This is a genomic window from Colwellia sp. BRX8-4, assembly GCF_014077345.1.
Taxonomy (GTDB): Bacteria; Pseudomonadota; Gammaproteobacteria; order Enterobacterales; family Alteromonadaceae; genus Colwellia_A.
This window is the reverse complement of the sequence record NZ_JACGVS010000026.1, coordinates 25,416-49,957: the sequence shown is the minus strand read 5'-3', so window position 1 is coordinate 49,957 and position 24,542 is coordinate 25,416. Positions and strand designations below refer to the sequence as shown.

The following is a 24,542-nucleotide window of genomic DNA, read 5'->3' as shown; positions in this document are numbered from 1 at the left end:
ATGCGCTGTTCAATCCAATGACGCCTGTGCTCGTAACTGACACCGGTTTCTTTATCAACACCACATAAAAAGGCTTTTCGAACGGTTTGACTGCAAATATGATAATACGGCGTATCAGATAAACTAATTTGTTGTGAACGAGGCTTGGGCATAATAATCACCACACTTATAAGAGGGTAATTTAAGTGTAGTTTATTGTTGAAAAAACAAACAAGTTATTGTGGGTGGCTTAATAGGCGGGGATTTATTTTCCATATGTTTTCTAATGAATATTTTATGATGTTTTGTAGGCTGATAACCATTGATAGGCCTTATTACAAGTTGATATTAAATTGGCAGGGTCTACATTGTAAAGATCAATGAAAATATTAATGGTATCCCAGTCTCCTTCGGTATAAGCAACGACAAATGCGAGACACTCTGCCAAGCTACCTGTTTGCTCGATTAAGGCAATGTTTATCTCTTTGGCAAGTGGCATCGACAACAAAACTTTCTCCATTGGTCGATCTAGGATCGCATCAATGGTAGAAAATAATCCTGTTAAAAATGCATACTCAGTGAGTTGCTTTAATCCCATTATTTTAGCAAACTGCTCACAAAGTCGGGCTCTTAGAATAGTATTTTGAATAAGTACTGTCGGTTTTTGTGGGTTAAGTTCTACCATAACTATCAGACATATAAATTTACGTAGTTGAACTTCTCCTAAATAAGCAATCGCTTGCTTGATAGATTTGACTTCGTTGGTGTGACCGAAAAAAATAGAGTTAACAAAGCGCAATAACTTGTAGGTTAAATCCATGTCATGCTCAAAATAACCTTCTAATTTTTTATAGCTATAACCCTCTTTCATCACCTCATGATAAATTGACATTAAAAAAGGGTGCGATGATTCAATTTCAACGCCAGTGAGTATTTCTGGCTTATAAAAAAAATATCCTTGAAAATATTCAAAACCAAGCTTTTTAGCCTGTAAAAATTCTTTATGTGTTTCTACTTTTTCTGCGAGTAACTTAATTTTGTATTTTCGAAAGTGAGGTAACAAATGAGCAATGGACGAAAGCGGTGTTTCAATAATGTCAATTTTTATCAGCTTAACAAGGGGTAAAAATCGATCCCATGCAGTACTATAAATAAAATCATCGAGTGCCAACGCATATCCTTGATGGAAAAGTTTAGTCAAAACGTCAAAATTCTCATCACTTGGTTCTGCTGTTTCGAGTATTTCAATAATAATATTTTTATATGGAGCCAAATTCACCAAATGGTCAGTAAGCATGGTCATTGGAAAATTGATTAATGCGGGTTTCCCTTCTGTCATTTCATCAAGGCCGATACTGAGATAACTGTTAACTAATAATTTTGCAGTGGCGATGTCCGGAGTAACGTCAGTGGGAAAACAATTTTTTTGGCTATCTCTAAATAATAATTCATAAGCTACGACATTTTTTTTCCTATTAAGAATTGGCTGTCTAGCTGTATAAATTTCGATGTCATTCTCCTTACTAGTCCCTACAACTAATAACAAGTGTAGTTTGATATATCCGAAAAGTACTAAATAAAGCTTTCACTTTATACGGGAGCTATCGATACAAAATCTAATATTAATTAACTTAACCCACGCACAGCTTAATGTCTCGAATGTGGCAAAATTTTCCATTGAGACTCATTCATCATTTGATGAGTGATCGTTTCGAACATTATTCGGATTTACGATTTACCTCGAAAAAAAACCACTCAATGAGTGGTTTTTTATGCGTTGAATTTATGGTGGAAAGTCAGACTTATTCAACCCTTATACTAAGCTTGTGAGATTAAATGAACATCGCGTTGTGGGAACGGGATCTCGATATTGTTTTCTTTCAGGGCTAAGTAAATTGCTTTGTAGGCTTTAAATTTAGCATCATAATAATTAGCCGTGGGTGTCCATAAGCGTATCGAAATATTGATAGAGCTGTCAGCAAATTCGCTAATACCAATTTGTGGTTCGCGTGATTCTCCAACGATATTGAGTTCATCTATCGTTTTTTCTAAAATAGTAACCACTTGTAATGGGTCTTCTTTATAGGCGATACCCACCGTTAACTCTAATAATGAGTCATGTTTGGAATTGTGTAATATCTCGCCAACAATATGTTTGTTCGGTATGGTGATCGCAACACTGTCTTGGTCATGAATTATGGTATAAGCCAGAAGAACTTCTTTGACTATGCCGGTAACACCGCGCACCGTTATGGTATCACCAACCACGAAGGGGCGAATAATAATAATATTAAAACCAGCAGCATAGTTAGCTAATAAACCTTGTAAGGCTAAACCTGCGCCAAGAGAAATGGCACCAATGGCAGCTATAAATGGCGTAACACTAATGCCTAATTTACTTAGCGAGATAACGGTTATCATAATGACGATAAGCATTTTGGTGGTACTGGCCAAAAACTGACTTAAGGTGATATCAAGTTTATGTTTTGTACATAGTCTCAATACAACATTGGATATTTTACCTGCGACGATATAACCGAGCGCGAAAATGATGAAGGCGCCAATTAATTGGAAGGTATAATTAGCAAAAAAATCAACAATGATATTATAAATATAACTTACCTGATCTATTTCTTGTCGTAATAAATCGGTTGGCGCTAGAGAGAGTGTTTTTTCTACTACTGGGCTTTCACTTGCTACTTTTTCAAACATATATTTTCCATGAGTTTTCGGTGTTAGGTTATGTGGAGTTCAATTAACAGCATAGCGCTATTGGTTAATGTTAAGGGCGATAAAGCTAATAATATGCATGGTAATAGCCATAAATAAAGACTATCGCTTTATTTTATCTTTTTCACCCAATAGGTTATGCTTAAACTTCAGGTTGAATTCTACCCAGTAACGTATTAAAAAGCACTCAATTATTCATGAATGAACAAACCTCAATATGGCAAAGGGACTATCAATCAGCTGATTTTGCTGAGCTTTGTAATGCGCTATATGAAAGAGAGTTGGGGCAGTTGAGTATAGATCCTCTTTTATCAGCCTCATTGATGCAGGGGCGATTAAAAAGTTTACCTCATTATATCAAGCGTACGGCAAATTCCATGTTACAGGTGCAAACACCCCTAAAGCTTGATGTGCAAAATGCAACTTGGTCAGCTAAACAAGGTGTACAGATGCCATTAAATGGTCAAGACAGCGAGTCAGTAAAGCAGTGGTATTTATCGGCAACGTTGCATCATGGCCTAGTGGTGCCTATTGCCAAAGATTCCACGATATTATTAGACTCTATTGACAGAATTGATCTTGAGCAACAGCGTTTTCGAACCAATCTTCATGGTTGGTTCTCTTTAACCGAGCTTGAACAAAACCAGGCAATAGGGCAGTTACTCAAACCGAATAAGAAAGTGATGACGGCAGCTTGTAGTGGCCATTGTTGGTTAAATGCCCATCGAGCAAACCCTTTAACACCGAGTTTGCGTGAGTTGTTATTATCTTGTGCCATTAACTGGCGTAACTTTAAGCAATCGTTAGCAATTTAATTTTTAAAAATTATAAATGCGTTAATAATGTTTACACCAGCAAACACCCATTTATAATGGCAACCGTACTGGTACTTCTCTGACTAAATTTTAGGCTTTACATTAGGTTTTTATGCGCGCTATAACCGTACTATTACTGGTTTTTTTGATGTTATTACAATACCGACTATGGTTCGGGAAAAATAGTGTGCCTGACTATCTAGCTTTGGAACAAGAAGTTCAACGTCAAGTAGCAGACAATGACAAGCTCAAACAACGTAATAAATTATTATATGCTGATACCGACGATTTGAAATCAGGCGTCGAAGCTATTGAAGAGCGCGCTCGAAATGAGTTAGGGATGATAAAAGAAAACGAAACATTCTTTCGTTTAATACCCTCTGAAAAAAACACCATGCAAATAGACCCGGAATAATAACGTTATGCTAATTAATCCAACAGAGCTCACTCAACAATTTATTGCTGTTGTCCCTGCCGCTGGTGCAGGTAAACGTATGCAGGCAAATTGCCCTAAGCAATATTTAACTATTGATAATAAAACGATTTTAGAACACACCATTGAACGCCTGTTAAGTCATCCGTCGATAAATAAAGTCATTATCGCGCTTAGTGCAAATGATGAATATTACCCACAAACTTCATTGATCAATAATGCTCAGGTTGAAACGGTTATTGGTGGCAAAGAACGAGTTGATTCAGTACTGGCTGGATTAACAGCGATTGACCCTGAGCACTATTCTTGGGTCTTGGTGCATGATGCCGCGAGACCTTGTGTTACTCATGATGATATTTCAACGTTAATTGCTCGTTGCCTAGCAAAAGAAGTGGGCGGATTATTAGCTGCACCGGTGCGAGACACCATGAAACGATCGGTTTTGAGTACGTTAAATGGTCAGCAAGTTTTATCAACGGTGGCGCGAGAGCATTTATGGCACGCGCTAACACCACAAATGTTTCCCGTGCGAGAATTAAAAGCAGCGATTATTAATGGCCTTAATCAAGGGGCTGAACTCACTGATGAATCATCAGCAATTGAACGGGCTAATTTACCTAGTCTGTTAGTTTCGGCAAGCAGTGAAAATATAAAAATTACTCATCCAGATGATCTCGCTTTAGCCGCTTTTTTCTTAGCTAAGCAAAAACAACAGCAACAAAAACCAACATTACAGGAAACACCATGAGAATAGGTCACGGCTTTGATGTACACAAATTTGGTGGCAAAGGCCCTATTGTTTTAGCCGGTGTAGAAATAGATTATCCGCAAGGCTTTATTGCTCACTCGGATGGTGATGTTGCTATTCACGCTTTGTGTGACGCAATATTGGGTGCGCTTTGCTTAGCCGATATTGGTAATCACTTTCCCGATACAGATGGTCAGTATGAAAATATCGATAGTCGAATTTTATTAAAGCATGTGGTCGGTTTAATGATTGAAAAAGGCTATCAACTCGGTAATGCCGATATTACTATCGTTGCACAAGCTCCTAAAATAGCACCACATTTATTGACGATGCGTACTTGCTTAAGTGAAGACTTACAAGCAGAGCTAGATCAAGTTAATGTAAAAGCAACCACGACTGAAAAGTTAGGTTATGCAGGTCGTAAAGAAGGTGTGGCTGTTCACGCTGTGGTCTTACTGACAAAATCTTCTGCAGCCGTTATAGAGAATAATCAATAAAATGAGCAATTCATTACAATATTTATATACCCAACCGAATGCAACTGGCCAACTTCGTAGTGAAATGTCTGATTTTAAGGTCTTTGAAAAATTACCTTTTGAACCTTGCGGCGAAGGCGAACATTTATTTATTCACCTGAGAAAAACTGGCGCCAATACGCTGGTTGTTGCCCGAGAGTTGGCTAAATACTTTAAGGTAAAAGAAGGCTTAGTATCTTATGCCGGCTTAAAAGACAGATTTGCTGTTACCGAGCAGTGGTTCGGTATTCACCTACCAGGCAAAGCGATTTATGATTTAAGTGACTTAGCCATTGAAGGTGTTGAAGTTCTTTCCCAACAACGTCATAACAAAAAGTTACGCATCGGTGCGTTGTCAGGTAATCGCTTCGAATTAGTGTTACGTAATGTCAGTAATACCGATGATGTCTTACGCCGCTGGGCTGCGGTTAGCCAATTTGGTGTGCCTAACTACTTTGGTGAACAACGCTTTGGTATTAATGGCGGCAACCTTGAAAGAGCGTTGGAGTTATTTCAAGGTAAGAAAGTAAAAGATAAAAAGAAACGAGGCCTGTATTTATCGGCGGCTCGCTCAGAAATATTTAATCAAATAATCAGTACTCGTATTGAAAAAAATCAGTTTGAATCTTTACAAACGGGTGATGTTTTTATGTTAAGCGGTACACAGTCGGTATTTTTGGCTGATGAAATTGACGCAACCATTCGTCAACGCTTTCAAGAAAAAGATATCGACCTAACGGCTGCGTTGTGGGGCGCTGGCGAATTAATGTCGCAAGGTGAATCACAACAGCTAGAGCAGCAGGTTGCCGATGGTTACGCTGACTTTTGCCAAGGTTTAGCTAAATTTGGCTTGAAGCAAGAACGACGTAGAATTAGGTTGTCGTTAAGTGAAGGCAGTATAAAGTCGGTTGATGACACCATAACATTGAGCTTCTTTTTGCCTTCTGGTTGTTATGCAACCACCATTTTGCGTGAATTAATCAGTTATCAAGATATGACAGAGCGAGCGGTAAACTAATGAAAATATTACTCAGTAATGATGACGGTGTTCATGCTTTAGGCATTAAAGTTTTATACGACGAATTAGTAAAAATGGCTGAGGTAACGGTAGTCGCACCCGATAGAAACTGTAGTGGTGCCAGTAACTCTTTAACGCTAATGAACCCGCTACGCATTCAAACGTTAGACAATGGTTTCATTTCAGTAAACGGCACGCCAACCGATTCAGTTCATCTTGGTATCAGTCAGCTGGTTACACCTGATTTGGTTGTTGCCGGTATTAACTGTGGCGCAAACCTAGGCGACGATACTTTATATTCAGGTACGGTAGCGGCGGCAACAGAAGGGCGCCATATGGGAATGCCAGCAATCGCTGTTTCCTTGGTGGGTCAAAGTGAACAAAATTACCAAACAGCTGCCGTGGTTACGGCAAAATTTATTCAACGTTTACAATCTCATCCATTAGCCGTCGATCAAATTATCAATATTAATGTCCCTGATATTCCGCTTAGTGAATTAAAAGGTGTCAAGGTGACACGCTTGGGTAATCGTCATAAAGCAGAAATGATGGAAAAAACGCAAGACCCATGGCAACGTGATATATATTGGTACGGTCGATTAGGCCAAGAGCAAGACTGTGGCGAAGGTACAGACTTTCATGCTATTGCCAATGGTTATGCATCGATAACCCCGTTAACTGTTGATATGACCGCCCATGATAGTTTGGCATCGATCACTCGTTGGGTCGGCGACTTAATCATTTAAGTTACCGTTGAGTTATTGCTAAATTTTAGATAAATCACATGTTAATTTTAAAATAAAAAAAATAAAAAGAGCAGGTTATGAATGTAAGGGTAGGGAGCAATGTGAGCGGTAAATCACGTCGTAGCGGCGAGCTATTAGCGCAAAAATTATACGCAGAAGGGATACGTGATCAGCGGGTGTTGCAAGCGATTGCTCAATCACCTCGTCATATTTTTGTTCCTGAAATTTTAGCGCATAAAGCATACGACAATACGGCTTTGCCTATTGGGCAGGGACAAACTATTTCTCAACCTTATATAGTGGCAAAAATGTCAGAATTATTATTAGCGGACGGTGTCCCTGACAGCATTCTAGAAATAGGGACAGGGTCTGGTTATCAAACATCCATCCTTACACAATTGGTTGCTAAAGTTTTTTCGGTCGAGCGTATTAAGGCATTACAATGGCAGGCGAAACGTCGCTTACAATCAATAGATTTAAATAACGTCTCAATGAAGCACGGTGATGGCTGGCAAGGGTGGAGTAGTAAGTCTCCCTTTCAAGCGATTATTGTTACTGCAGCGCCAACCGAAGTGCCTAAGGCATTACTGGAACAGTTAGCTGATGGTGGGCGCTTAGTGATACCTGTTGGCACAGATACGCAAATACTAAAAGTTATTACTCGTCATGGCGATGAGTATAAAGAACAACAAGTTGAAATGGTTAAATTTGTACCGCTTGTACCCGGCGCGTTAATTTAATTTTTCATCGCTTGATATAAAAAGTTGTGCCAGTACGTTACTGCCATAGCCCTAGATTAGCTGCAGAGTATTGTGGTCTTTGCATAAATAAACTAAACAATATTACTCACTCTTTATTATCTGAAAAAAAGGTATGATTTAATTGAAAATTTTTTCAAAAATGTATGAATGGACACTTCGTTTTGCTGAACATAAATTTGCGCCAAGAATGTTGGCACTATTAACTTTTGCTGAATCTATATTTTTCCCTATTCCCCCTGATGTGCTTCTAGCACCCATGGTGCTGGCTAAACCACACAAAGCATGGTCTTACGCCACATTAACAACGATAGCTTCAATTTTGGGAGGCTCTGTTGGTTATTTACTCGGTTATTATATGTTTGAACCTTGGATACAACCGGCAATTACCGCTATGGGTAAGCAAGACGCTTTTGACGCCGTTGTGCTGTGGTTTCAGCAGTGGGGTGTTTGGGTCGTCTTTATTGCTGGATTTTCACCGATCCCTTATAAATTATTCACAGTCAGTGCTGGCTTCTTACATATGGCTTTTCTGCCGTTTTTAATTGCTTCAGCAATTGGTCGTGGAATGCGATTTTTCTTGGTTGCCGGTATTATTCGCTGGGGAGGGGCCGCCATGGAACAAAAGATAAGACAATGGGTAGATATACTGGGTTGGCTAATTGTTGCGCTTATTGTTGTGGCCTATTTTGTTTTACGTTAAATGAATACAGACAACGCTAGGATGGTTTTTTGATTTTAAATCGTGAAAATTATGCTCTATTAAGCACTAAAAAAATCACTTATGTGGTTTTTTTAGTGCTTAGTTTGTCTGTGGTAAGTTGTTCTTCTAACCATAAACCGGCCCCCGTTGTTGATGTTCAAGGCTCAGTTCCATTAAGTAAGCGTGTTAAAAATAGCTTAAAAGGTCGCGAGTACATCGTTAAAAAAGGTGAAACCTTATATTCTATTGCTTGGCGAGCTAATGTTGATATTAGTAGCTTAGCCACTTTTAATAATCTGGTATCTCCTTACAAAATATTCCCTGGACAAAAATTATTTTTAGTTAAAAATTCGAGCCAAGCCACTAGTAATATAGCGCGCAATGAAAAGCCGAAAAGTAACATACCAACAAGGGTAAAAAAACCTGTTGCATCAAATAAAAAGCAGGCGTATGGTAAAAATGTAAGAGGGCAAAAAGTAAACAATAAAACCTCTGCAAATGGCACAAGTTTTTCTCAAAAAATAAGAAATTGGTTGTGGCCTGCTCAAGGAAAAGTTATTGAAGGTTTTTCTACAGCAAAACAAGGTAACAAAGGAATAAACATCGCAGGTATACGTGGTGACTCGATTAAATCGACAGCTGATGGCGTGGTGGTTTATGCCGGAGATGCTTTACGAGGATACGGTCAGCTAATTATTGTTAAACATAATGATGATTACCTTAGTGCTTATGCTCATAACGATAGTATCTTAGTGAAAGAACAACAGTCGGTAAAAGCGGGTCAGGTTATAGCGAAAATGGGTGATACAGACGCTGAAAGAGTCATGCTTCATTTTGAAGTTCGCTTTCGTGGTAAATCAGTAAACCCTATGAAGTACCTGTCTAAATAACAACAAATAATAATAATAATAAATTGGAGTTAGTGTGCATATTTAATCATTGATAGTTGGCTTTGCTAAATCTTGGGAGATACAGCATGAGTATAGAAAAAGAATTGGTAAGTACTAGTGTAGATAAAAAAGAATCAACTAGATCATCATCTAAAGATAGAGAAGATGTACCATCGAATTTAGACGCCACTCAATTATATTTAAGCGAAATTGGATTTTCTCCATTACTTAGCGCTGAAGAAGAAGTGTACTTTTCTCGCCTTGCCCTTAAAGGTGATGAACCCTCAAGAAAACGCATGATCGAAAGTAATCTGCGTTTAGTTGTTAAAATTTCCCGTCGTTATAATAATCGTGGTTTACCCTTACTTGACCTTATTGAAGAAGGTAACTTAGGTTTGATCCGCGCAGTAGAAAAATTTGATCCCGAACGAGGATTTCGTTTTTCAACTTATGCAACATGGTGGATACGTCAAACGATTGAACGTGCCATTATGAATCAAACACGCACTATTCGTCTCCCTATCCATGTCGTTAAAGAACTCAATATTTATTTACGCACTTCGCGTGAATTAGTACAAAAGCTTGATCACGAACCTACCGCAGAAGATATTGCTGAAGCGCTTGATGTGCCAGTCGCTAATGTCACTAAAATGCTGCGTCTAAATGAACGTATGACCTCAGTCGATTCCCCCTTCGGTGGTGAAAACGATAAAGTATTACTTGATGTTATCCCGGATGATAAAAGTGGTGGTCCAGAAGGTAGCTTGCAAACATCCGACATTAAAAATAATATTATTCACTGGTTAAACGAACTTAACTCTAAGCAACGTGAAGTACTTGCCCGTCGTTTTGGCTTATTAGGATATGAAGCGGCAACATTAGAAGATGTTGGCGTTGAAATTGGTTTAACACGTGAACGTGTTCGTCAAATTCAAGTTGAGGCGCTTAAGCGTTTACGCGATATTTTAAGTCAACAAGACTTATCGATTGAAGCCTTGTTTCAAGCGTAGATATTTTAGCTTCGATAAAACAAAAAACCAGCAATTGCTGGTTTTTTTTATTTAATATTAAGGGCTACATTTTACTTTTAAACTCAAATAATAAATCTAATGCTTGTTTGGGGGTTAAATCGTTTACATCAATTGATGACAATGACTCGAGTACGGGGTGAGTATTATCAATAAATGAAAGTTGCTCAAAGGGTTGTTGTTCGACATTGATAACAGAAGGAGCCTGTTGTCTTTCCAGTTCAGCCAAGCGTTGTTTAGCCCGTTGAATAACGGTCTTAGGCACACCGGCAAGTTGTGCAACTTGTAAGCCAAAGCTCTTACTTGCAGCGCCTTCTTGAACGGTATGCATAAAGACGATGGTATCACCATGCTCAACCGCATCTAAATGAACATTAACCAAGCTTGGTATCTGATCGGCTAACAGGGTTAGCTCAAAATAATGACTAGCGAATAAAGTAAAGGCTTTAGTTTTAATCGCCAGCATTTCAGCGCAAGCCCAAGCAAGAGATAAACCGTCATAAGTACTGGTTCCTCTGCCTATTTCATCAAGTAACACTAAACTTTTTTCTGTTGCATTATGGAGAATGTTTGCGGTTTCTGTCATTTCAACCATAAAGGTTGAACGACCACTCGCTAGGTCGTCAGAAGCGCCAATACGGGTAAATATTCGATCAACCATACTAATGTTTGCCGCATCAGCAGGGACATAGCAACCAATATGAGCCAATAAAACAATGAGCGCTGTTTGACGCATATAGGTTGATTTACCGCCCATATTAGGACCCGTAATGATCAACATCTTACGTTCATTATTTAAGGTAACAGGATTAGCAATAAAGGGCTCACTAGTCATTAACTCAACGACAGGATGACGACCGGCTTTAATCTCAATACCGTCATTTTGGCTTAGACTTGGTTTAACATAATTTAGGCTTTCTGCGCGTTCTGCAAAGGTATTTAAAACGTCTAGTTCTGCGACAGCTTGAGCAAGTAATTGCAGTTTTTCTAAATCAGGTAACACTAAATCGAACAATTCATCATATAAACGTTTTTCTAAGGCGAGAAACTTACTCTGTGCGCTAAGCACTTTTTCTTCATGTTGTTTTAGTTCATTAGTAATGAAACGTTCGTTATTTTTTAAGGTTTGTCGGCGAATATAATCATCAGGTACATCGTTCGCGGCAGTACGACTCATTTCAATAAAGAAGCCATGAACCCTGTTATAGCCTACTTTTAAGGAACTAATACCGGTACGTTCTTTTTCACGCGCTTCGAGTTGAGCAAGAAATTCAGTTGCACCATCACTTAAGTCACGTAAGACATCAAGCTCTTCATGATAGCCTTTGGCAATAACGCCACCATCACGGATAAGAACGGGTGGATTTTCAACTAAAGCATGCTGTAATAAGTCGTGTAAGTCGGGTATTGGAAAGCTTTTTGACGCTAATTCAGTGATATGTGCTTGCTGACAAGTTTGTAAATGTTGCTGAAGTTCAGGCAATTGACTTAAAGCATTACGTAAACGAGCAAAATCTCTTGGACGCGCAGAGCGTAAGGCAATGCGAGAAACAATACGCTCAATATCACCAAAAGATTTAAGTTGGCTAAATAATTCAGTCGTTAAATCTTGTGACAATAGTTCACTAATTGCATTTTGACGTGCAGTTAATATGTTTAAATCACGTAAAGGAAAATGTAACCAACGTTTTAGTAATCTAGAACCCATTGGTGTCGCTGACTTGTCTAATACCGATGCTAGGGTATTTTCAAAGCCACCTTGTAAGTTTTGCGTGAGTTCTAAATTACGACGAGTTGCCGCATCTAAAATGACACCAGAAGCAGAAGACTCACAAATAATGGCTCGAATGTGAGGAAGCGCACTGCGTTGACATTCTTTTACATATTGAAATAAACAACCAGCGGCCATTAAGCCTAATGATTTATCACCAACACCAAAGCCAGAAAGTTCTTTAGTGCCAAATTGTGTATTTAGTAAATTAGTAGCTGTGTCTAAATCAAACTCCCATTCAGGTCTTCTTCTTAATCCTTGATAGCCTTTTAGTAACTCTGGCGCTGAGAACGATTCACTGTAGAGTAATTCAGCAGGAGATAAACGCTGTAGTTCAGCTTGTAACTGTTCAATGGTATTTGGCTCAGTCAGTACAAAGCGACCACTTGTCATATCAAGATAAGACAGCCCAAAGCGTTGCGATGACTTATTATTACCTTCACTTACCGCAACAATTAGGTTGTCATGCTTATCAAGTAATAATGCTTCATCACTCACCGTACCTGGGGTAATAACCCTAACAACTTTACGTTCAACAGGGCCTTTACTGGTTGCTGGGTCACCAATTTGTTCACAAATGGCAACAGATTCACCCAGTTGTACTAATTTTGCTAGATAATTTTCCACCGCATGATAGGGAACGCCCGCCATAGGTATTGCATTACCCCCTGTCTTGCCGCGAGCGGTTAATGAAATATCGAGCAAATCAGATGCTTTTTTCGCATCATCAAAAAATAACTCGTAAAAGTCACCCATGCGATAAAAAATTAAAATATGAGGGAACTCAGCTTTAATGGTTAAGTACTGGCGCATCATAGGGGTGTGTGAGGATAAGTCTAAGTTTGCTGTCGTCATTTCTATGCGGTAACTCATAAGTTCAATGAAAGAGTAAGGTGGCAATTATGTCATAACTGGCAAATTTAGACTCTATTTATTTAACTAAAGTTTTTACTGAATACGATAATGTTTATGCAATTATTTTACAGCAATAATATAAACAGTAACTTTTTGTCGGGTAATGGCTAAAAGTTACTGTTGCTGTTTATTCTCATTTTTTTCAATGACTTAAAAGTCTCCTTATTTTACTTTTTATAATATAATTAAAATAGTTGTAAAAAAGCTTGATACTGTACGGTCATACAGTATACTTGCTTCATCAAAACGAAATCTTAGCAACATCGGCGGAACAAACATGAAAGATGACAAAGAAAAAGCATTAGCAGCAGCATTAAGTCAAATTGAAAGACAATTTGGTAAAGGCTCAATTATGAAGCTTGGTGATAATAACACCATGGATGTTGAAACCATTTCTACAGGTTCATTGGCGCTTGATGTTGCACTCGGTGCGGGTGGTTTGCCACTTGGGCGTGTTGTTGAAATTTATGGTCCTGAATCAAGTGGTAAAACAACGTTAACGCTTGAAGTTATTGCTGAAGCTCAGCGTAACGGTAAAGTTTGTGCCTTTGTTGATGCTGAGCATGCACTTGACCCTATTTATGCTGAAAAGTTAGGTGTTAACATTAACGAATTACTTGTTTCTCAGCCTGATACCGGTGAGCAAGCATTGGAAATTTGTGACATGCTAACGCGTTCAGGTGCTATAGACGTTATTGTTGTCGATTCTGTTGCTGCACTTACACCAAAAGCAGAAATTGAAGGCGATATGGGTGACTCTCATATGGGATTACAAGCCCGTATGCTTTCACAAGCAATGCGTAAGTTGACAGGTAACTTGAAAAAATCAAATACCATGATTATTTTCATTAACCAAATTCGTATGAAAATTGGTGTAATGTTTGGTTCTCCTGAAACCACAACGGGTGGTAATGCACTTAAGTTTTATGCTTCTGTTCGTTTAGATATTCGACGTATCGGTGCTGTAAAAGCAGGCGACGAAATTATTGGTAACGAAACTCGCGTAAAAGTGGTTAAAAACAAAATAGCGCCTCCTTTTAAACAAGCAGAATTTCAGATTTTATATGGCGAAGGTATTAACAGCTTAGGTGAATTAATTGATTTAGGCGTTTTGCATAACATGGTTGAAAAAGCCGGTTCTTGGTATAGCTACAATGGCGATCGTATTGGCCAAGGTAAAGCAAATGCGGCTAAATCTTTAGCAGAAAAACCTGAAATGGCAAAAGAACTTGATAAGCGTTTACGCGACTTACTGTTAATTAAAAGTGTAAGAGCAAGTGAAAAACCAGCTAAAGAAGAAGAAGCTGTAGAATAAACATTACACATTAAACATAAAAGTTTAAACAATTATTAAGCCACTGTATTTACAGTGGCTTTTTTATATCTAATTAATGACTTTGCTCTCTTATGCCATCGTTCTTTAATATGCTGATATAGTGTTTTACCTAAGCATCTTTACTGCCCGAATACCCCCCCGTTTTTCTACGTAGCACTCTATTAGGTTAGTTCCACCAATATTTACTCGCTAGGGTTATAGATGACAAATAATATTAACGTAAAAAACATTATAGACGTCTATACGTTTAGATGTTGACATAGCTAAAAATACACGTACCATAAAATGATAATATTTATATATCCGTTATCATTCGTAGTGCTCGAGTTAGTCGAAACCTGTATGTTGATTGGTAGCCATAATATAAGTTAATAAATGAAAGTAGAGAACGAAGTGTTCATGCTTGTTTGACATTATTTGATTAGGTAAACGCTATGCCCATTAAAATTCCAGATTTATTACCTGCTTTGTCTATTTTAGGTGAAGAAAATATTTTTGTAATGTCTGAGCGTAGAGCGGCAAGTCAAGAAATTCGCCCAATGAAAGTCGCTATTCTCAATCTAATGCCTAATAAAATTGAAACAGAAGTTCAAATATTACGGGTATTGTCTAATACACCTTTACAAATAAATGTCGATTTTGTACGTATTCACGCCAATGAATCCAAACATACGCCGAAAGAGCACTTAGATAATTTTTACCGTCTCTTTGATGACATTAAAAATACTCAATACGATGGCTTAATTATAACCGGTGCACCATTGGCGTTAATGGAATACGAAAAAGTAACCTTCTGGGATAAAATTTGTGAAATATTTGATTGGGCTGAAGAAAATGTCACCTCAACAATGTTTTCTTGTTGGGCTGCTCATGCCGCTCTATATCATCACTATGGATTGCGACGACATTTAAGAAAAGAAAAATTATCTGGTGTTTTTCAGCATAGCCCTGTTGACCAAAAAGAACAGCTTACCCGCGGCTTTGAAGAATTTTTTAATGTCCCACACTCACGATTTGGATATATTGATAAGTCTGATTACCTATCAATTCCTGAATTAAAGATTGTTGCTGAATCTCCACAAGCAGGCGTTTATGTGGTCGCGAGCAAAAATAAACAGCAGGTCTATTTAACCGGTCATCCAGAATATGACTCAACCACGCTAGATGAAGAGTTTCAACGTGACCTTAAGGCTGATATCAACGCAGTTATGCCCAATAATTACTATATTAATGATGATATAACAAAAGTGCCACACAGTTCATGGCGTAGTCATGCCAGTTTATTATTTACTAATTGGTTAAACTATTATGTCTATCAGATCACACCGTACAAGCTAGACGCAACAAATATTAAAGCAATACACCCAGACGCAGAAATATAAACAGTGTCGGATATATCTAGCCATTAAATTAAGTTTGAAAGTAAAAGTAGAGAAATAGTATGAAAAAATCAGCATCATTTAGTCGTCTTGAGCAACAAATACAAAAAAGAATTCTTATTTTAGATGGTGCTATGGGGACGATGATCCAAGCCTACAAATTTGAAGAACAAGATTACCGAGGTGAACAGTTTGCTGATTGGCATCTTGATGTCAAAGGCAATAATGATATGTTAGTGCTTACACAACCCGAGGTAATTAAAGCTATTCACTATGAATACCTTGAAGCGGGTGCTGATATTCTTGAAACGAATACTTTTAATGCCACGACGATCGCGATGGCAGATTACGATATGCAGTCTTACAGTGCGGCAATCAATTTAGCGGCGGCACAAATAGCCCGTGCAGCAGCGGATGAATTCACCGCTAAAAAACCTGATAAGCCTAGGTTTGTTGCCGGTGTTTTAGGGCCAACGAACAGAACATGTTCTATTTCACCCGATGTTAACGATCCTGCTTATCGTAATGTGACTTTTGATCAATTAAAAGATGCCTATATAGAATCAACGAAAGCACTGATTGAAGGTGGCTCAGATATTATTCTTATTGAGACTATCTTTGATACCTTAAATGCTAAAGCGGCTATTTTTGCGGTTGAAACTGTTTTTGATGAATTGCAGTTACGTTTACCAGTAATGGTCTCGGGTACCATTACTGATGCATCAGGCAGAACATTGTCTGGGCAAACCACCGAAGCTTTTTATAATTCATTGCGCCACGCAAAACCTATTTCATTTGGTTTGAACTGTGCATTAGGTCCGGTTGAACTAAGACAATATGTGGCAGAATTGAGTCGAATATCAGACTTTGCTGTTTCAGCTCATCCTAATGCAGGCTTGCCTAATGCCTTTGGTGAATACGATTTCAGCGTCGAAGATATGAATGTTCATGTCAATGAATGGGCTGAGTCGGGATTCCTTAACATTATTGGTGGCTGTTGTGGTACAACGCCAGCGCATATAAAAGGTATGGCGGATGCGGTTGCCAATGTAAAACCTAGGGAAATCAGCGCCAGGAAAATTGCTTGTCGTTTGTCTGGGCTTGAAGCGTTAACCATAGAGGAAAGTTCATTATTTGTTAACGTTGGTGAACGAACTAATGTTACTGGCTCTGCTGTATTTAAGCGCTTAATTACCGAAGAAAATTATGAACAAGCCGTCGCCGTTGCCCTGCAACAAGTTGCCAATGGCGCGCAAATTATAGATATAAATATGGATGAAGGCATGCTTGATTCGAAAGCGGCGATGATCCGTTATTTGAATTTAATCGCCGGTGAACCTGATATCGCGAAAGTGCCGATTATGCTTGATTCTTCTAAATGGGATATTTTAGAAGAAGGCTTGAAATGTATTCAGGGCAAGGGAGTTGTTAACTCAATCAGCTTGAAAGAGGGCGAAGAAAACTTCCGTAAACAAGCTGAACTATTACGCCGTTATGGCGCGGCTGTTATTGTTATGGCCTTCGACGAACAAGGTCAAGCAGACACACGGGTACGTAAGTATGAAATATGTAAACGTGCTTATGAAATTTTAGTCAATGAAATAGGCTTTCCTGCAGAAGACATTATCTTTGATCCCAATATTTTTGCGGTCGCAACCGGTATCGAAGAGCATAATAACTATGCGGTAGATTTTATTGAAGCGGTTGCCGATATAAAAGAAAACCTACCTCATGCGATGATTTCGGGCGGTGTTTCTAACGTGTCATTTTCATTTCGTGGTAATAACCCAGTACGTGAAGCGATTCATGCGGTGTTTTTATATCACGCAATAAAAAATGGTATGGACATGGGCATTGTAAATGCAGGTCAGTTAGCTATTTATTCAGATATTCCTGACGATCTCCGCCTTGCTGTTGAAGATGTCATACAAAATAGCGATGACGACGCAACAGAACGCTTACTTGATGTGGCTGAGTCTTATCGGGGGCAAGCGGGGAGCAAAAATAATAAGGCTGATTTAACCTGGCGTGAGCTACCGATTAAAGAGCGTTTAGAATACTCTTTGGTTAAAGGCATTAATGAATTTATTGTCGAAGATACTGAAGCAGCAAGGCTAGTGGCTGAACGACCTCTTGATGTTATTGAAGGACCATTAATGGATGGTATGAATACTGTTGGCGATTTATTTGGTGCTGGCGAAATGTTTCTGCCACAAGTGGTAAAATCAGCCCGAGTAATGAAACAAGCTGTTGCTCATTTAAATCCATTTATTGAAGCTGAAAAAACTGAAATAAAATCAAACGGTAAAATTTTACTGGCAACGGTCAAAGGTGATGTCCACGATATTGGTAAAAATATAGTCGGTGTTGTTTTACAATGTAACAACTACGAAATTATTGATTTAGGTGTCATGGTTTCTTGTGATGATATCTTGCGTGTGGCGAAAGCCGAAAAGGTCGATGTGATTGGATTGTCAGGTTTGATAACACCGTCACTTGATGAAATGGTGCATGTCGCTAAAGAAATGAAACGTCTTAATTTTGACTTGCCGTTACTTATTGGTGGCGCGACAACATCAAAAGCTCATACTGCCGTTAAAATAGAACAACAATATCAACATCCGGTGATATATGTGCCTAATGCGTCGCGTTCAGTTTCAGTCGTTAGTACCTTACTTTCAGATGATAGTGAGAAACGTGCGGCATTTTTAGCGCGTCAAGATGATGAATATGTGCGGGTACGTGAGCGTCATTATAAAAAAGGACCACGTTCAAGCTTAATATCATTAGAAGATGCACGCGCCAATGCTGCGCCGATAAGTTTTGAAAACTATACCCCTAAAATACCCAATAAACTTGGTATTACGGTACTTGATAATCTTGATTTAAATGTCATTCGAAACTACATCGATTGGACGCCATTTTTCATGACTTGGCAATTATCAGGCAAATATCCGCTTATTTTACGACACGAAGTGGTCGGCGAAGAGGCAACTAATCTATTTAATGATGCTAATGCTTTATTAGACGATATTATTAACAGTAAAAAGTTAACGGCAAAAGCGGTTTTTGGTCTGTTTCCAGCTCATCGTCAACAAGATGATTTAATATTGTTTGCAGATGAAAACCGAGATAAGCAATTGATGAAATTGCATCAATTACGTCAACAAAGTAAAAAGCCAGCAGGGCAGTTTAACCGTTGTTTGGCTGATTATATCGCGGATAAAACCTCAGGTATTAAAGATTATGTTGGTGCTTTCGCGGTATCTGCAGGTTATGGTTGTGACGAGCTAGTGAAGGAGTTCGCCGCTCAACATGATGACTACAATAGTATTTTAGTTAAAGCTGTTGCCGACCGATTAGCAGAAGCGAGTGCTGAATATCTCCATGAAAAAATTCGCAAAGAATACTGGGGATATGCCCCACAAGAGTCGCTTGCTAATGATGATTTAATTCGTGAAAAATATCAAGGTATCAGACCTGCGCCGGGTTATCCTGCCTGTCCAGAGCATACTGAAAAAGGTTTGTTGTGGGAACTACTCAATGTTGAAGAAAATATCGGCATGGAACTAACCTCAAGTTTTGCCATGTGGCCTGGAGCCGCGGTTAGTGGTTGGTACTTTGCTCACCCAGAATCAAAATACTTTGCGGTCGCTAAAGTCGCTAAAGACCAAGTGATTAATTATGCGACTCGAAAAGGGATGACATTGCCACAAGCAGAGCGTTGGCTGTCAGCTAACTTGGATTATGAACCTGAGTAATTAATAGAGTCATTATCATTTAGTTTATACGGCAACGGCCTTAAATCTCTGTAAAGTAGGTTTAAGGCCGTTGTTCATTTGACTACTCAATGTTAAACGACGAGATGACCTGTGTTGTGTATTAAAAGGTTCTTTCGATAAACCAATAAATAGCGATAACGGCGATAAGCGCACTTAACGGTATCACCACGTATTGTCTATATTGAGTTTTTTTAGCAAACCAGCGCGTCGCTAATAAAGCCAAAGCAACGACCGTTATTTGACCCAACTCAACGCCAATATTAAATGAGATCAAGCTACTGACATACTCACTCTTGGGTAAGCCCAGTTCAATAAGTACTGCTGCAAACCCTAAACCGTGCAGTAAACCAAAAGCAAAGATAATGGGTAAGCGCCACTTTGTTAGTTTGTGATAAAAAATATTCTCAATAGCCACGTAAGCAATTGATAAGGCAATAAGCGGCTCTACAATGCTGCTGGGTAGGTTGATAATACCAAATATACCCAAAGCTAGCGTAATGGTATGGGCAAGAGTAAAGGCACTTACCTGCCAGAGCAGTGTTGATGTCTTAGTGGCTAATAAAAATAGCGCGAGCACAAAGAGAATATGATCAAGCCCTTGCGGCAGAATATGTACAAAGCCCTGATAGATATACTCAACAATATTAAGTAGCTTAATTTCGGCTGTTGAAAGTTTACGTACACCACCCTTGATATCATCAATAGAAAAGTGATGGCTGTTCTGGCCGGATAGCACTAAAGATTTCTCTGAACGGCTGACTGTTAATAAGACATCCCCTAAGATGGGCGAAAATATCAAGGCTGCGTTGTTACTTTTTTGTGGTAATTGACCCTGCGACGATAGCTTAATGGTTTTAGTCGGTGAGTCAGCGCGAAGTCTTGCTTTTAATTCAAATACCGTTAGCCCTGAAAAAGGGGCAACAAGCACACTTTCTTCATCAATAATAAAAGCGCTTTGTTGATTTATTATTTGCAATATTTTTGAGAGTAATTGCTTTATTTCAATTAAAGAGAGGTTTTTTAGATGATTAATTAAATCTGCCTCATCTACTGATGATTTTTGATGACTTTTAATGACATGCAAAACATCAATATCGATACTAAGTTGGTAGTTATTATCTACAAGTAATTTTAGCTCTGCTTGGTTAGCTTCATTGGTGTGAGCATTCACTAGTGCAGGTGATAAAAGTAGTAATAGGGCAAAAGTTGTTTGTAAAAGGCGCGTAATCATAAAAGTAATATCAGCTAGTCATTGATAAAAAATAAAGCGACAAATTAACGTATTTAGCACGAAATTAACAGTGGTCAAATTATTATTTCAGTATTGAACTATTAACTTAAAAGTTTATACTGTGTTTGTATACAGTTTAGGTTGAGTTGCCCATAGCGAAAATATGCTTTATTTTTTCACAACGAAATAAGGGACTTTTGATAAACATGATTACTATAATTAAGACATGACTAAAACATGACTCAAAGTCGAAAAATAATACATATAGATATGGACTGTTTCTATGCCGCTGTTGAAATGCGTGACAATGAGTCTTTACGTAATGTGCCACTTGCGGTAGGCGGTACAGGGCCCCGAAGCGTCTTGTGTACGTGTAATTACCAAGCAAGAAAATTTGGTGTTCGCTCGGCAATGCCAGCAATTAAGGCGATGCAACTTTGCCCTGATCTAGTTATTGTTTCAGGCAGAATGGCTGTTTACCAAGAAGTTTCTGCACAAATAAGGGCGATATTTCAACGTTACACTCAGTTGATTGAACCATTGTCGCTTGATGAAGCCTTTCTTGATGTTACCCATAACAAAGAGTTTAACGGCAGTGCGACGCTTATTGCGGAGCAAATACGTCGTGATATTTTTAATGAACTCAATCTAACCGCCTCGGCAGGTGTTGCTCCTAATAAATTTATTGCTAAAATTGCCAGTGATGAAAATAAACCTAATGGTCAATGTGTTGTTACGCCCGCAGACGTGAGTGGTTTCGTTGAAAATTTACCATTGAAAAAAATTCCGGGTATTGGCCCAAAAACAGCACAAAAATTATTGGGTTACGGTTTCTCGTCATGTGCAGATATACGAGCAAGTTCTGTTGCCGTATTAACACCTATTGTCGGCAAGTTTGCCCCTGCATTGTATCAACGAAGTTTTGGTATTGATCATCGCCAATTAGAAACCGACAGAGTTAGAAAATCATTAGCGATAGAAACCACTTTTTCTCAAGACTTGTCTTGTGAAAAAGAGTGTGAAAGTGCCGTTGAGCTTTTATATGAGAAGCTTTTAGTGAGATTAGAAAAACATCAACATATGGTTATTAGTAAGCAAGGGATTAAACTTAAGTTTAATGACTTTACCCAAACAACAGTTGAGCAGCAAAGCAGCCACTGTGATGAAAACACCTTTAAACAATTACTGTTAAAAGCACTGTTGCGTAGTCAATCTAGGGGAATACGTTTAATAGGATTAACGCTAGGTTTTGCTGAGCATAATAACAAAGAAACACAGCAGCTTTGTTTTAGTTTATAACCGGTACTGACTTGATATGATGTCAGTACCGGTATTTTAGTTTTTATTACTGTGCCTATTACTGTGCTTATGCGGGTTTAATGATTTCTTTAACCGCCAATTCTAATTTTGGATCGTTAATATTTGAGCTGGTAGATTTGAAAACAACTTGTCCACTTCTATTGATAAAAAATGTCGTTGGTGTACCTTTTACGCCATATAACTTAGCAACTTTTTCACCTTCAACACCGGTAATAAATTGATAACCTCGTTGAGTAATCGAGTCTTGTGGTTTTGCTCCTTCATCTTCACTAAAACTAATAGCAACAATCTCAATGTCGGTATTTTTATACTTTTCAGTTAGCTCGACTAATTTAGGCTGCAATTTTTTACAATAGGGACACCATGTTGCCCAAAAATGCAAAATCACCGGCTTGCCCTGATAGTCTGCTAATGAAATGCTTTTACCGGCTTGGGTTTTTAGTGTCCAGTCTGGGGCTTGGTTGGCTTTATTGTCATTGGCGTTAACGTTGAACGACAATATGCTAACGAATATTATAATAATTGATAAAAATGCTTTCATGAAACAACCTACTTTTATTTATATGACTAACTACTATAGGAGACCTTGATTACGGCGAAATTATTTCGAGCTTTTTATTAACAAAAAAGCCTATCGTATTGATAGGCTTTTTGGCACTTCATTTAAAAGTATTATAAACCTAACACTTTTTTACCTTGCTTAAAGGTAATGTCAACAGGAATATTAGCCGCTTCAATACGCGCTAAGTCTTCTGCTAAATCGGCTTTAATGACACCGCTTTTTGCAACAAGTGCAGCCACACCTTCATAATCACCATTACCTTGTAAGGTTAAAATAAGCTCAGACAACGAATCAATAGCGGCAGTCATCTTATCAATGTTGACAGAGTATAACCCTTGCGAGTTACGGGTAAACGCCCCTTGCTCAGCAAAGTAATTAAACCGTACCATGTTGGCTTTACCGTGAGCAGATGTTGCGCCAAAGCGCACTGAACGGAAAATTCCCGCTAAGAAGGTTGTGTAATAATCTTGCAATGTACCTTCTTCAATGGCGCCTTTAATGAGTAACTGGCGGATCATATAAAGCCCAAGGATATCGGCTTTACCTTCTTCTAGTGCCGAAGCATGCTCTTTTAATGATTGGCGTACTGTGCCCTTATCATTAATGGTATTTTTGATACCCAAACCATGGGCAACCTCATGAAACATCGTATTAGCAAAGAAGGCATTGAATGTTACATTTTCACGTTGCTCAGCAACGATTAAGGTACTAGCAATGGGTAACATAATATTATCGAACTTAGCTTGCATCGCATTTTTAAGTTGTAAGCGGCGCGTACCTTTCTCTAACTGTACTTTTTCGTCATTGGGGAGATTAATCGCAATTGTTTTACTACCGGCATTAGAATGACCTGCATAATAAATGACGTCATATGCGTTTAAGTCTGCATCAGAGCCGGGTACTTCTTTTTTATAAGCTTTTTTAACGGGTAAGTCTTTTTGTAATTCGGGTAAATATTCAGCATATTTAGCGAGCTTTTCACTCCAGGCTAAATCTTTAATCAGCACATAAGATTCAAAAGCAGCGCGGTAACCATAAAGCTGATCTTCGTAGGTTTCTATTGGGCCAATAACGACATCAATAGGATTGTTTTTCATATCCATCCAAGCAAAATCAGACGCTTGAAAGTCATCATGACGGATTGCTGTTGCACGTAAATTTAAGTAATTTGCAAATTCTTTATCATCAGCAAAGCTTGATGCTTTTTCTAATATAGCCGCAATACGATTAATGCTATCGCTATAAAGCTCAGAAAAAGCCACTGACGTTAATTGTCCATCGCTGGTACGCTTAACGACCGAATATAAGCCACTTTTGTCAGCAAAATCTGCTTGCTCAAATTCAGCTTTGGTTAAGTCATTAGGGTAAAACTCTGCGCCAGCCGCTTTTGCTTGATATCCAGAAAGGAAAGGTTTATCGCCATCTAATCTATCCCAAGGACCATAATTGATACGGGCAAATTCACGGACCTTTTCATCATCAATACTAGCAAGGAAGCTTGCTTTGTCTTCACCAAAAGCCTGTTGCCAGAAAAGTTCATCAATAATATCTGAAGCTTCAATAAGCAATACGATCATTTTTTTCTGGTTTTCAGACAAGTGGCTCAAATCAGCACTAAGTGTTACTGGCTTATATATGTCTAAACGACTTTTGGCTTCTGCTAATAAAGTAGGCGCTGAACGTGGTTGTTTATTATTTTCACTACAAGCGCTTAATAGGCTAGTGGCAAGCAAAAGGCCAGTAGCGAGTTTTGTTAGTCTCATTTTTATTCTCACGTATTTTTTGAATATGTATATATAACGCAAAGAGATTACCAAAAATGGCAGGATGCGCAAGGTCTTAATCTATGGGATGGGATCAGGTTTTAGTGAGTTTGTTTTATT

The 24,542-nt window shown here is 38.5% G+C and carries 20 protein-coding genes and 1 pseudogene; 14 read left to right on the top strand and 7 right to left on the bottom strand.

Going from position 1 to position 24,542, the window contains the following annotated elements:
- The 3 genes and pseudogenes from H4J56_RS19805 to H4J56_RS17135 all read right to left on the bottom strand — a co-directional run.
- Nucleotides 1-152, bottom strand: a pseudogene (locus tag H4J56_RS19805) (transposase); the annotation flags it as partial.
- Between the two features lie 122 nt (nt 153-274).
- Entirely contained in the window at nt 275-1,525 is a 1,251-nt protein-coding gene (locus tag H4J56_RS17140; protein ID WP_220465966.1) for an EAL and HDOD domain-containing protein, read from the bottom strand.
- 272 nt (nt 1,526-1,797) lie between these two features.
- On the bottom strand, nt 1,798-2,691 hold the full coding sequence (locus H4J56_RS17135; protein WP_182222725.1) for a mechanosensitive ion channel family protein: 894 nt from the start codon (nt 2,689-2,691) through the stop codon (nt 1,798-1,800).
- Between the two features lie 215 nt (nt 2,692-2,906).
- On the opposite strand from H4J56_RS17135, the gene H4J56_RS17130 reads away from it, so the two are divergent.
- The 10 genes from H4J56_RS17130 (at nt 2,907) to rpoS (ending at nt 10,345) form a co-directional block, all read left to right on the top strand.
- Nucleotides 2,907-3,524: a hypothetical protein gene (locus H4J56_RS17130; RefSeq protein WP_182216938.1), complete on the top strand. Its 618-nt coding sequence runs from the start codon at nt 2,907-2,909 to the stop codon at nt 3,522-3,524.
- Between the two features lie 112 nt (nt 3,525-3,636).
- A complete protein-coding gene (ftsB, locus tag H4J56_RS17125) occupies nt 3,637-3,939 on the top strand; it encodes a cell division protein FtsB (RefSeq protein ID WP_070374505.1) in 303 nt (100 codons plus the stop codon).
- A 7-nt stretch (nt 3,940-3,946) separates the two neighbouring features.
- Entirely contained in the window at nt 3,947-4,705 is a 759-nt protein-coding gene (gene ispD, locus H4J56_RS17120; protein ID WP_182222727.1) for a 2-C-methyl-D-erythritol 4-phosphate cytidylyltransferase, read from the top strand.
- On the top strand, nt 4,702-5,202 hold the full coding sequence (gene ispF / locus H4J56_RS17115; RefSeq protein ID WP_182259642.1) for a 2-C-methyl-D-erythritol 2,4-cyclodiphosphate synthase: 501 nt from the start codon (nt 4,702-4,704) through the stop codon (nt 5,200-5,202). Before ispD ends, ispF begins: the two co-directional genes overlap by 4 nt.
- Nucleotide 5,203: 1 nt before the next feature.
- On the top strand, nt 5,204-6,238 hold the full coding sequence (gene truD, locus H4J56_RS17110) for a tRNA pseudouridine(13) synthase TruD (protein WP_182259641.1): 1,035 nt from the start codon (nt 5,204-5,206) through the stop codon (nt 6,236-6,238).
- Nucleotides 6,238-6,984, top strand: coding sequence for a 5'/3'-nucleotidase SurE (gene surE, locus H4J56_RS17105; RefSeq protein WP_182222729.1), 747 nt, complete (start codon nt 6,238-6,240; stop codon nt 6,982-6,984). Before truD ends, surE begins: the two co-directional genes overlap by 1 nt.
- 101 nt (nt 6,985-7,085) lie before the next feature.
- Entirely contained in the window at nt 7,086-7,724 is a 639-nt protein-coding gene (locus H4J56_RS17100) for a protein-L-isoaspartate(D-aspartate) O-methyltransferase (RefSeq protein WP_404842419.1), read from the top strand.
- 142 nt (nt 7,725-7,866) lie between these two features.
- The gene (locus H4J56_RS17095; RefSeq protein WP_182222730.1) at nt 7,867-8,445 is read left to right on the top strand and encodes a YqaA family protein; all 579 of its coding nucleotides are present in this window, start codon (nt 7,867-7,869) and stop codon (nt 8,443-8,445) included.
- A gap of 29 nt (nt 8,446-8,474) precedes the next feature.
- Entirely contained in the window at nt 8,475-9,335 is an 861-nt protein-coding gene (locus H4J56_RS17090; RefSeq protein ID WP_220465347.1) for a peptidoglycan DD-metalloendopeptidase family protein, read from the top strand.
- An 86-nt stretch (nt 9,336-9,421) separates the two neighbouring features.
- A complete protein-coding gene (gene rpoS / locus H4J56_RS17085) occupies nt 9,422-10,345 on the top strand; it encodes an RNA polymerase sigma factor RpoS (RefSeq protein WP_182216949.1) in 924 nt (307 codons plus the stop codon).
- A 64-nt stretch (nt 10,346-10,409) separates the two neighbouring features.
- Here the strand turns inward: rpoS and mutS are convergent, their stop codons facing one another.
- Entirely contained in the window at nt 10,410-12,989 is a 2,580-nt protein-coding gene (gene mutS, locus H4J56_RS17080) for a DNA mismatch repair protein MutS (RefSeq protein ID WP_182259643.1), read from the bottom strand.
- Between the two features lie 337 nt (nt 12,990-13,326).
- Between mutS and recA the strand changes: the two genes are divergently transcribed.
- The 3 genes from recA to metH all read left to right on the top strand — a co-directional run bounded on the left by recA (nt 13,327) and on the right by metH (nt 19,525).
- On the top strand, nt 13,327-14,364 hold the full coding sequence (recA, locus tag H4J56_RS17075; protein WP_182216951.1) for a recombinase RecA: 1,038 nt from the start codon (nt 13,327-13,329) through the stop codon (nt 14,362-14,364).
- 455 nt (nt 14,365-14,819) lie between these two features.
- The gene (gene metA, locus H4J56_RS17070; RefSeq protein ID WP_182259640.1) at nt 14,820-15,767 is read left to right on the top strand and encodes a homoserine O-succinyltransferase; all 948 of its coding nucleotides are present in this window, start codon (nt 14,820-14,822) and stop codon (nt 15,765-15,767) included.
- A 59-nt stretch (nt 15,768-15,826) separates the two neighbouring features.
- Entirely contained in the window at nt 15,827-19,525 is a 3,699-nt protein-coding gene (gene metH / locus H4J56_RS17065) for a methionine synthase (protein WP_182259639.1), read from the top strand.
- A 121-nt stretch (nt 19,526-19,646) separates the two neighbouring features.
- Here the strand turns inward: metH and H4J56_RS17060 are convergent, their stop codons facing one another.
- On the bottom strand, nt 19,647-20,777 hold the full coding sequence (locus tag H4J56_RS17060; RefSeq protein ID WP_182259638.1) for a HupE/UreJ family protein: 1,131 nt from the start codon (nt 20,775-20,777) through the stop codon (nt 19,647-19,649).
- A 237-nt stretch (nt 20,778-21,014) separates the two neighbouring features.
- Between H4J56_RS17060 and dinB the strand changes: the two genes are divergently transcribed.
- Nucleotides 21,015-22,076: a DNA polymerase IV gene (dinB, locus tag H4J56_RS17055; RefSeq protein WP_182259637.1), complete on the top strand. Its 1,062-nt coding sequence runs from the start codon at nt 21,015-21,017 to the stop codon at nt 22,074-22,076.
- Between the two features lie 67 nt (nt 22,077-22,143).
- On the opposite strand, the gene H4J56_RS17050 is transcribed toward dinB, so the two are convergent.
- Nucleotides 22,144-22,638, bottom strand: coding sequence for a peroxiredoxin (locus H4J56_RS17050; protein ID WP_182259636.1), 495 nt, complete (start codon nt 22,636-22,638; stop codon nt 22,144-22,146).
- A gap of 131 nt (nt 22,639-22,769) precedes the next feature.
- The gene (locus H4J56_RS17045; RefSeq protein ID WP_182216962.1) at nt 22,770-24,422 is read right to left on the bottom strand and encodes a dipeptidyl-peptidase 3 family protein; all 1,653 of its coding nucleotides are present in this window, start codon (nt 24,420-24,422) and stop codon (nt 22,770-22,772) included.
- Between the last annotated feature and the right edge of the window lie 120 nt (nt 24,423-24,542).